The sequence below is a fragment of the uncultured Campylobacter sp. genome, assembly GCF_938045535.1.
GTDB lineage: Bacteria > Campylobacterota > Campylobacteria > Campylobacterales > Campylobacteraceae > Campylobacter_B.
In genome coordinates this window covers 1-10,198 of record NZ_CALIMQ010000091.1, presented here as the reverse complement: position 1 = coordinate 10,198, position 10,198 = coordinate 1, and the positions used below count along the sequence as shown (strand labels likewise).

General features: G+C 48.2%; 7 protein-coding genes. 6 read left to right on the top strand and 1 reads right to left on the bottom strand.

All coding sequences use genetic code 11. The features are described from left to right. Positions 1-246: 246 nt before the first annotated feature. Positions 247-603 (bottom strand): histidine triad nucleotide-binding protein, encoded by a 357-nt coding sequence (locus Q0095_RS03015; protein ID WP_297881238.1) that lies wholly within the window; start codon positions 601-603, stop codon positions 247-249. 128 nt (positions 604-731) lie between these two features. Between Q0095_RS03015 and pheS the strand changes: the two genes are divergently transcribed. From pheS to serA, 6 genes are all read left to right on the top strand, one after another. Further along, complete coding sequence (gene pheS / locus Q0095_RS03010) at positions 732-1,727, top strand: phenylalanine--tRNA ligase subunit alpha (protein WP_297881236.1); 996 nt, start codon at positions 732-734, stop codon at positions 1,725-1,727. After that, entirely contained in the window at positions 1,724-4,054 is a 2,331-nt protein-coding gene (gene pheT / locus Q0095_RS03005) for a phenylalanine--tRNA ligase subunit beta (RefSeq protein WP_297881234.1), read from the top strand. Before pheS ends, pheT begins: the two co-directional genes overlap by 4 nt. Continuing rightward, positions 4,051-5,325, top strand: a complete 1,275-nt coding sequence (gene aroA, locus Q0095_RS03000) for a 3-phosphoshikimate 1-carboxyvinyltransferase (RefSeq protein WP_297881232.1) — start codon at positions 4,051-4,053, stop codon at positions 5,323-5,325. The genes pheT and aroA overlap by 4 nt, the downstream gene beginning before the upstream one ends. Continuing rightward, on the top strand, positions 5,315-6,151 hold the full coding sequence (locus Q0095_RS02995) for a 4-hydroxy-3-methylbut-2-enyl diphosphate reductase (RefSeq protein ID WP_297881230.1): 837 nt from the start codon (positions 5,315-5,317) through the stop codon (positions 6,149-6,151). Before aroA ends, Q0095_RS02995 begins: the two co-directional genes overlap by 11 nt. A 112-nt stretch (positions 6,152-6,263) precedes the next feature. Next, positions 6,264-7,931, top strand: coding sequence for a 30S ribosomal protein S1 (locus Q0095_RS02990; RefSeq protein WP_297881228.1), 1,668 nt, complete (start codon positions 6,264-6,266; stop codon positions 7,929-7,931). 54 nt (positions 7,932-7,985) lie between these two features. Continuing rightward, positions 7,986-9,563, top strand: a complete 1,578-nt coding sequence (gene serA / locus Q0095_RS02985) for a phosphoglycerate dehydrogenase (protein ID WP_297881226.1) — start codon at positions 7,986-7,988, stop codon at positions 9,561-9,563. Positions 9,564-10,198 lie beyond the last annotated feature (635 nt).

Here is a 10,198-nt window from a genome sequence, read left to right as displayed (position 1 = left end):
AAGAGCTAAAGCTTTGCAGCTCAAGAATGGCATTTGCTAAGAGATCGTCTGTGATAAATTTATATTTCTTTTTAGCGTCTGATGATAAATTTTAGCTTGTAGTTTTACTATTTTGATTATTTTTAAAACTAAAACCTCGGTGCTTATAAATGAAGCGGAATTTTAAAAATTTCAAAGAATTTCGCAAATTCCGTAAAATTTTACAATTTCACGGAATTTTGATTTTAATAGAATTTGGTTCGAGCCTTAAAAATTCTCTTCGGTATTTCGGTCGCTTACGTGATCCCACGGTAGCTTCATTCCGCCTAGGATATGAAAGTGCAGATGCATCACCTCTTGACCTCCGTTTTCGCCGCAGTTGCAAACAAGACGGTATCCGCTCTTATCAAGCCCCATTTTGCGAGTTACTTCTTGGATAAAAGCGCTCATTTTACTCATCACTTCAGGAGGCGTTACTTGGAAGTTTTCGTAGCATTTTTTAGGGATAGCCAGGATGTGGATCGGCGCTTTAGGGTTGATGTCGTGGAAGGCCAAAAATTCATCGTTCTCTAGCACTTTGTTGCACGGGATTTCGCCGTTTACGATCTTTTCGAAGACGTTCATTTTAGATCCTTTTATGAGGTTGAAATTTAGCCGCGATTATAGCCAAAAAATCCAAACACGCAAATTTACCTAGCTTTTATCAAATTTTAACTACAATCGCGCCATTAATTTAACCACAAGGATAGAATTTGCAAGAGATTAAAGCAAAAATCGACGCCGCATCGAGCCTAAGCGAGCTGGAAGCCGTGCGCTTGGAGCTTTTCGGCAAAAAAGGCATCATAACGGCGCTTTTTTCTGAGCTCAAATCCGCAGCGCCCGAGCAGAAAAAAGAGCTTGCCGTAAGCGCGAATGAAAAGCGTGATTATTTCAGCGAGCTCATCGCTGCAAAAAGGGCGAGCTTGGAAGCGGCGGAGCAAAAAGAGGCGATGAAAAATGAAGCGACCGACGTCACGCTTTTTAACGAAAACGTAAGCTGCGGAGCGCTGCATCCCGTGATGGAGACGATGGATAAGATCATAGACTACTTCATCGCGCAGAATTTCAGCGTCGAAAGTGGCCCGCTTATCGAGGACGACTTCCATAATTTTGAAGCGCTAAATTTACCCAAATACCACCCGGCGCGCGATATGCAAGATACGTTTTATCTTGACGACGGGCGGCTGCTACGCACGCACACCAGCGGCGTTCAGATCCGCACGATGGAGAAATTTAAAGCTCCGCCGGTGCGCATGATCGCCCCCGGCGCGGTATTTCGCCGCGATATGGATCTAACCCACACGCCGATGTTTCATCAAGTGGAGGGTCTCGTAGTCGAGCAGGGAGACCGCGTGAGCTTCGCAAATTTAAAATACGTTTTAGAGGAATTTTTGCGCTATATGTTCGGTAGCGTCCAAGTCCGCTTCCGCCCGAGCTTCTTTCCGTTTACGGAGCCGAGTACGGAGGTCGATATCAGCTGTATTTTCTGCCACGGACATGGATGCCGCGTCTGTAAGCAGACGGGCTGGCTCGAGGTGCTAGGCAGCGGCGTGGTCGATCCTAACGTCTTTAAAGCAGTGGGCTGGAAAAACGTCAGTGGATACGCATTTGGGCTCGGTGTCGAGCGTTTCGCGATGCTGCTGCACGGCATACCCGATCTGCGCTCGCTATTTGAAGGCGATATTAGATTATTGGAGCAGTTTAAATGATAATAACGAGAAATTGGTTGCAAGAGTGGATCGACATAAGCGAAATTTCAAGCGAAAGACTGCTTTCTACGCTAAATTCCATCGGTCTTGAGGTTGACGCTCACGATAAAATTTCACTTCCTAAAGGCGTCGTAGTAGGACTCGTAAAAAGCAAGCGTCGTCACGAAAATTCCGATCATCTAAACGTTTGCGAGGTTGATGTCGGTAAGCAGAGCTTGCAGATCGTCTGTGGCGCGAAAAATGTCGAGGCTGGGCAATACGTCGCGGTTAGCCTCATCGGCGCCGTGCTTCCTGGCGGACTTGAGATAAAGCCTGCCAAACTTCGCGGCGTGGAGAGCTTTGGCATGATTTGCTCGGCAACGGAGCTTGGGCTTGCTAAGACGAATGACGGCATTATGGTGCTTGATAGTAGCATCGGCGAGCTCGTACTCGGCAAGGAGCTGCGCGAGTATGAAATTTTTAACGACGATCTTATCGAGATCGAGCTTACCGCCAACCGTGGCGACTGCCTTAGCATCTTAGGCATAGCGCGCGATCTAAGCGCGGCACTTGATCTGCCGTTAAAGGAAAAGCACGAGTTTGAAGATGCCGACGGAGCGCCTGGTATCGGTAGAATTTTAAGCGTGCGTGCAAGCGATGAGGTAAGCGCTAAATTTGCTTTTCGAGCTTACGAGATCAAAGGCGAGCTGAAGTTAAATTTAAAGCAGACCTTGCGTCTTGCAAGCGTTGGTATTTTGCAAAGCTGCGCGGTGCAAAATTTCATCAACTACGCTACTCATTCTACCGGAGTATTGCTGCGTGCTTATGATTTTGAAAAGATCGCTTCCGCAGATGGCAAAGTAGCGCTTGACATAAAGCCTATGCCAAACGGCGAGTTCGGCGTTTATGCGGGCAAGAGATTGCTTAGCGTAGCAGGGATTTGCCAAGACGCAGAGCTAAAGGCGTGTTGCAGTAGCAAAGTGGTGCTATTAGAGGCAAACTACACCGCGCCACTAATCATTGCTAAAGCAGTAAACGAAAACAAAAGCCTAAAAGGCGACGAGCATGTGTATCGCTCAAGCAGAGGCAGCGAGCCAAAGCTTAGGCTAGGGCTCGATCTGCTATTTAGATTGCTACTTAAAAATAAAGCCGTTAGCCTATATGCGGGCACACAAAAGATTTCAAATGCTTTGGAGCCGCTTATCGTGGGCTTTAGCGAAAAAGAGATAAACTCAATGATCGGCGCGCAAATTCCACGCGACAAGATCGTAAAAATTTTAAAAAGGCTGGGCTTCGATGTGGGCGTCGAAGCCGATCTCATTACCGCTAAGGTGCCGCCTTTCCGCCACGATATCGTAAATTCCCACGACGTGTGCGAGGAGATCGTGCGTATCGTGGGCATCGATAATATCGCCGCTGCGCCGCTAAGCTTCTACGAGAAAAACCGCCTAAACGATACCTACGTAAATTTACAAAACGGGCGCAAGCTTCGCAGCAAGGCGGCAGCAGTAGGATTTTTCGAGTGCGTACATTATGTATTTGACGACGGCAAGGCGCTAGAAAACTTAGGCTTTAAGCCGTGCAAGGTTAAAATTTTAAATCCGATCAACGGCGAGCTGGACGCGCTAAGACCGACGCTGATTAATCATCTGCTGGAATCTGCTGAGCGAAATTTAAAGAATTCTCGCAGAAGCGTCAAGCTTTTTGAGCTAGGAGAGGTGTTTGATGCGGACGGCAAACAGAGCCTAAGACTGGGCTTTATAGCTAGCGGACTAAAGGCGGAGCCCTCTATCGCTGCCGGCGCAAAACCTGCCGCAGTCGATTTTTTGTATTTTGCAAATTTAATCCAAAGCGTCATCGGTAAATTTAAGGTCAGGTTGCCCGGCGAAAATTTGAAATTTTTAAGCGAATTCGAGCAAGCTCAGATTGAGCAGGGCGGCGAAATAGTAGGTTTTATCGGGCGCGTGGATTACGCCGTAGAAGCAGGGCGCGATCTGGATAAAAGCTATCTGTGCGAGATCGATTTTTCCAAGCTTAAATTTAAAAATATCGTAGCGGACGTTTATTCGAAATTCCCTAGCGTATCGCGCGATCTAAGTATTTTGGTGCCGAGCGGAATGCGCTTCGAGCAGATCAAGCAGTGCATAGACGCCCTTAAAATCGAGGCGCTAAAGGAATTTATCCCGAGCGATCTTTACGGCGACGAAAGCTTGGGCGATTCAAAGAGCCTGACGATCAGACTTGTATTTCAAGACCTTCAAAAAACGCTCTGCGACGAGGAAGTCGCGGGCTTTACCGATAAAATTTTAGCCGCTCTTAGCAGCGAGCTGGGGCTTGGGCTACGATGAGAATTTTTGCGCAAGCGGGCCCTTTGCGAGCGGATATCTCAAACATAGCCGCAGATAAATCGATCTCGCATCGCGCGGCGATCTTTTCGCTGCTAGCGGAGGGGACGAGTAAAATTTCAAACTATCTTGAGGCCGAGGATACGCAAAATACGCTAAAGATCGTGGAGCTTTTGGGCGCTTGCGTGCAGCGCGTAGAGGACGAAATTTTAATCACTCCTCCCGCCGCTATCAAAGAGCCTAATGTCCCGCTTGATTGCGGCAACTCGGGTACGGCGATGCGACTATTTATGGGCTTTTTGGCGGGACGCGAGGGCTTTTTCGTGCTATGCGGCGATCGGTATCTAAGCGAGCGCCCGATGAGGCGCGTTGCGGATCCGCTTTGCAAAGTAGGCGCTAAAATTTACGGACGAGCAGGCGGCGAAAAGGCGCCTATTGCGGTGCTGGGGCAAAAGCTCGGGTATTTCGAATACGCGAGTAAGATTGCGTCCGCGCAGGTAAAGACCGCTCTGATTTTAGCGGCTTTGCGCGGCAGCGGGTGCAGGTTTAGCGAGCCCGAGCTTAGCCGCGATCATAGCGAGCGGATGCTAAAAGCGATGGGCGCGCAAATTTCGCGAAACGGCCTTGCGATCGAAGTCGCGCCGCTTAGCTCGCTGCTTAAACCGCTTGAAATTTTTATCCCAAACGATCCCAGCTCGGCGTTTTTCTTCGCGGTCGCCGCAGCGATAACCCCGGGCTCGCGCATAGTGCTAAAAAATATGCTGCTAAACAAAACCCGCATAGAGGCGTATGAAATTTTAAAACGCATGGGCGCTGAAGTAAAATTTCACAAAACGAGCGAAATTTACGAGCAGATCGGCGATATAGAGGTCGCTTACGCGCCGCTTCACGCCGTGGAGGTGAGCGAAAATATCTCGTGGCTGATAGACGAAGCGCCGGCGCTTGCGATCGCCTTTGCTTGCGCGCAGGGAAGTAGTGTGCTTAGAAATGCCGCCGAGCTACGCGTGAAGGAGTGCGACCGCATAAAAGTAACCTGCGAAGGGCTTCGCGCTTGCGGTATTAAGGCGCGCGAGCTACAGGACGGCTGGCAGATCGAAGGCGGCGAGGCAAACGCAGCGATTATCACGCCGTGCGGAGATCACCGCATCGCGATGAGTTTTGCGATTTTAGGCTTAAGATCGGGGATGATCATCGAGGATAGCGATTGTATCGCGACGTCGTTTCCGAACTTCGCCACGATTTTAAGACAGATCGGAGCTGGCGTTGAAGATTGAGATGGCCAAAAGCTACGGCTTTTGCTTTGGCGTCAAGCGCGCGATCAAGATCGCAGAAAGCGCCGGCGAGGCCGCTACGATCGGCGAACTGATACATAACGCCGAAGAGATTAACCGTTTAAAACAAAATTTCGGCGTCAAAACCTTAGAAGGCGTTAGTGAGATCAAGGACGAGCAAAAGCTCATCATTCGCACGCACGGCATCCAAAAAGACGATCTACAAAGATTAAAGGCGCAAAATAAGGAGCTCATCGACGCTACCTGCCCCTTCGTGACCAAGCCGCAGCAGATCGTAGAAAAGATGAGCGCGGAGGGCTATGACATCGTGATTTTCGGCGATAAAAATCATCCCGAGGTAAAGGGTGTGAAATCCTACGCAAAATCGCGCGTATTCGTGATCATGGATACGAAGGAGCTGCAAGACGTCAAGCTTGGGACTCGCGTCGCGCTCGTTTCGCAGACTACGAAAAAGATAGAAAGCTTTACTAAAATCGCGGATTTTTTGATGCAGCGCGCGAGGGAGCTGAGAATTTTTAATACGATTTGCAATGCGACGCTGGAAAATCAAGAGGCCGTAAAAAGCCTGTCGCAAAAGGCCGACGTGATGATAATCGTAGGCGGGAAAAATTCCTCCAACACCAAGCAGCTTTTTTTAATTTCACAAAATTTTTGCAAAGACAGCTATCTTATAGAAAACGAAAGCGAGCTTGAGCGCTCGTGGTTTGAAAACAAAAGCCTCTGCGGCATCTCCGCAGGAGCCAGCACGCCCGATTGGATCATCAAAAAAGTAGTAGCGCGAATCGAAAATCTAACGCAGAATTTATAAGCCCTCTTATCAAATTTACTCTTAGAAATTTATCAAATCGAAAGCAAATTTTAGCTAAAATCGCGCATTTTAGTTCTTTTCAAAAAAGCACAAATAAATTTAAAGGAAGCATATGGCTGAGGTGAACGAGAAGGTTCAAAACCACGCAGAGGAAGATTTTGCGACATTGTTAGAGGAGTATGACGCCGGGAAGTCTCGCGACGAGGTCGTCACAGGTAAGGTTATCGCCCTTAAGGACGGCGAGGTTTTCATAGACGTAGGCAGGAAGTCGGAGGGCATTTTAGACGCCGCCGAGGTTAGTGACGAGCAAGGAAACCCGCAGGTTAACGTAGGAGATGACATCAAAGTCGCTATTATCGGAAGCAGAGGCGGTCGCCCGGTCGTATCGTATAAAAAGGCTCTAAAGAAGGAAAAAGTAAAGGCGTTCATCGACTCCTATGATGAAAACGCAGAAAATATCTATGACGTTAAAATTTTATCGTTTAATAAGGGCGGCTACGTTTGCGCCAACGCAGACGACGTGGAATTTTTTATGCCTCGCTCGCAAAGTGCGCTTAAAAATCCCAATGGCGCCGTCGGTAAAAATTTCAAGGTAAAGATCATTAAAGTTGATAGAGATGAACAAAGCATCGTAGTATCGCGTAAGAAGCTACTTGATGAGGATCGTAAAGCAAGTAAAGAGGCGATCGAAAAGGTAGTCGCTACCGAGGGCATTATTGAGGGTATCGTTAAAAAGATCACTACCTACGGCATGTTCGTAGACGTAGGCGGCGTGGATGGGCTCGTACACTACAGCGAAATTTCATACAAAGGCCCGGTAAATCCAAGCTCGCTCTACAAAGAGGGCGATAAGGTTCCGGTTAAAGTTATCAAATATGACAACGATAAAAAGCATCTCTCCCTTTCGATCAAAGAGGCGATGCCCGATCCTTGGAACGAGATCAAAGATAGCCTGGAAGTGGGTGATACTATCCGCGTAAAAGTAAGTAATATCGAGCCTTACGGCGCGTTTGTCGATCTTGGCAACGACATCGAGGGTTTTTTGCATATCAGCGAAATTTCGTGGGATAAAAATATCAAAAATCCGAAAGATTTCATCAGCGAGGGCGAGGAGCTTGACGTCGAGGTCGTAGAGATCAACCCTAGCGAGCGCAGGCTGCGCGTGAGCCTTAAAAATTTACTCACCAAGCCGTTTGACGAGTTTGTTGCTAAATACAAAGTGGGCGACGTGCTAAAAGGCAGCGTCACTACGATTACGAATTTCGGCGCGTTTGTGAGGATCGACGGCGTAGAGGGACTTTTGCATAACGAAGACGCTTCATGGGATCGCGGCGAGAAGTGCAAAAATTTGTTCAAAGTGGGCGACGAGATCGAAGTTAAGATCATTAAGATCGACAAAGATACTCAAAAAATTTCTCTAAATCACAAAGAGCTCGGCGACAGCCCTATTAGCGATTACGCCAAGAGCCACAATCAAGGCGATGTCGTAAAAGGCAAGATCCGCGATATTAAAGAGTTTGGAATTTTTGTCGAGCTGGGAGGCGGTATCGACGCGCTTATTCGCAAGGAAGATCTTGGCAACGTAAGCGTAGATAGCCTAAAAGTGGGCGACGAGATCGAGGCTGCGATCGCCTTCATCGACGAGAAGAAAAATAGAATCCGCCTAAGCGTGCGCAGGCTGGCTCATCAGAAGGAGCGCGAGGCGCTAAACGAGATCAATAGCAACGACGATGAGAAGCAAAGCCTAGGGGATCTAATCAAAGATCAACTAAATAAATAATTCCTCCCGCAAGGCATCCCCGCCTTGCGGATCCACTTCTAAAGGTTAAATTTAATGAAAACTATCATAGTTTGCGACGCAATCCACAAAATCGGTTTTGATCTGCTTAAGCAGGAATCGGATGTTAGAGTAATCGACGCCACGAGCGTGCCCAAGAGCGAGCTATACGGAATTTTAGGCGATGCGGACGTTGCGATTACCAGAAGCTCTACGGCGGTGGATGAGAAATTTCTAAATGCCGGCACCAAGCTAAAAGCGATCGTGCGTGCGGGCGTGGGCGTTGATAACTGCGACATCGACGGCTGCTCCAAGCGCGGCATTATTTTGATGAACGTACCGACTGCAAACACCATCGCCGCGGTCGAAATGAGCATGTGCCATCTGCTAAATGCGGCGCGCAAATATGTAAATTCCTGCAACGATCTGAAAATTAATAGAATTTGGAAGCGCGAGAAATGGTACGGCACCGAGCTTTATAAAAAGAGCCTCGGTATCATCGGCTTTGGAAACATCGGCTCGCGCGTGGGGGTGCGCGCGCTTGCGTTTGGAATGAACGTCATCGCCTATGATCCATATATTGAGCCTGAGAAGGCCACGAAGCTCGGGGTAAAATATACGAAGAATTTCGATGAAATTTTATCTTGCGACTTCATCACGATCCATACGCCGAAAAATCAAGAGACGATAAATATGATCGACGAGCCGCAAATAGCGAAGATGAAGGACGGCGTCCGCCTAATAAACTGCGCCAGAGGCGGGCTGTATAATGAAAAAGCGCTCGCAAACAATCTACGCAGCGGCAAGATCGCGTATCTCGGCATCGACGTTTTCGACAAAGAGCCTGCGACCGATCATGAGCTTTTGGATATCGAAAATTTAAGCGCGACTCCGCATCTTGGAGCAAACACGCTCGAATCGCAAAGCAATATCGCCAGGGAAGCCGCGGAGCAGGCGATCAGCGCAGCACGCGGCTTAAACTATCCAAACGCTTTAAATTTGCCGCTTAAGCTCGAGGATCTGCCGCGCGGTATCGAGCCGTATATAAATTTAGTCTCCAAAATGGCCTATCTTGCGGCGCAGATCAACAAAGGCCCGATCAAATCGATTCGCATCGAGGGTAGCGGCGAGGTGGTGCAGTATCTAAAATCGATGCTCGTTTTTGCCATCGTAGGCGCGCTGCACGATTCTTTGGGCGATTCGCTAAACTACGTTAATGCAAAATTTCTTGCGGATGAAAAGGGGATCGATACGAGCTTCGGCGAGCTTGCAAACAGCGTCTATAAAAGCGAGATCGCGGTAAAAATCATGACCGATGAGGCGATCTCAAACGTCGCGGGCACGGTCTTTGACGGAAGCGAGGAGCGCATCGTAAATATCGGCGGATTTAAGACCGATTTTAAGCCGAAGGGCAAGATGATAATCTTCAAAAACACCGACGTGCCGGGCGTTATCAAATCTGTAAGCACGATCCTAGCCGACGAAAACATCAATATCGCAGACTTCCGCTTAGGCAGAGGCGAAGAGGGGGATGCTTTGGCAGTCATTTTGGTTGATTCCGAAGTGCAAAAAAGCGCGCTTGATAAACTGGCGGCGCTTCAAACCTGCCTAATGGTGCGCTACGCGGCGCTTTAATCCTTTTCCGCTTAGGAGGCGGAATTTTAAATTTCGCCTCATCCAATTCTTTATAATTTAAATTTACAATCCAACCTACGACGGCGTTTGATGAGGCGATGCGGGAATGCGCGGCTAGGATTTTGCGGAATTTGACGTAACGTGCAAACCAGCGCTTGCGATATGTTGCGGCATACGCTCGGCAGATATGCTTTGGCTCGCGGCTTTTGTAAACGCCGCGCGCGCGGTAAATTTAACTCTCGCCCTAAGCTTGCTTTTAAATTTTAAATTTCGTCCTTGCAGAGCTGCTTTTAAATTTCATAATCGCGAGCGCCACCGATTAAATTTTGCCGCTATGTAGGTTTGGCACTAAAAGCTAGAGGCTGCGATGCGAAACGCGGTCAAATTTTATAAATTTTTAGACACGGCAAGGCGTTTTGCTTCAAATTTATGCGCGACAGGCACTTTCATCTCTAATCGTATCGCCCGTTTAAATTTCGGGCAACCGCCGAGCGATTTTATTGCTGATTAAATTTAGGGCAACTACCGAGAGATCGCACCGCTGATTAAATTTTACGTTTTGCCGAAATTATGCTTCGCCGAAAAATTCCGTCTAGCCTAAAATGAGCAGGTACAAAATTTCAGCCGTAATGCGC

Bases quoted from the DNA above. Each gene is read 5' to 3' on its own strand.
- Q0095_RS03015 (WP_297881238.1), bottom strand. From the start codon at position 603: ATGAACGTCTTCGAAAAGATCGTAAACGGCGAAATCCCGTGCAACAAA.
- pheT (WP_297881234.1), top strand. From the start codon at position 1,724: ATGATAATAACGAGAAATTGGTTGCAAGAGTGGATCGACATAAGCGAA.
- aroA (WP_297881232.1), top strand. From the start codon at position 4,051: ATGAGAATTTTTGCGCAAGCGGGCCCTTTGCGAGCGGATATCTCAAAC.
- Q0095_RS02990 (WP_297881228.1), top strand. From the start codon at position 6,264: ATGGCTGAGGTGAACGAGAAGGTTCAAAACCACGCAGAGGAAGATTTT.
- serA (WP_297881226.1), top strand. From the start codon at position 7,986: ATGAAAACTATCATAGTTTGCGACGCAATCCACAAAATCGGTTTTGAT.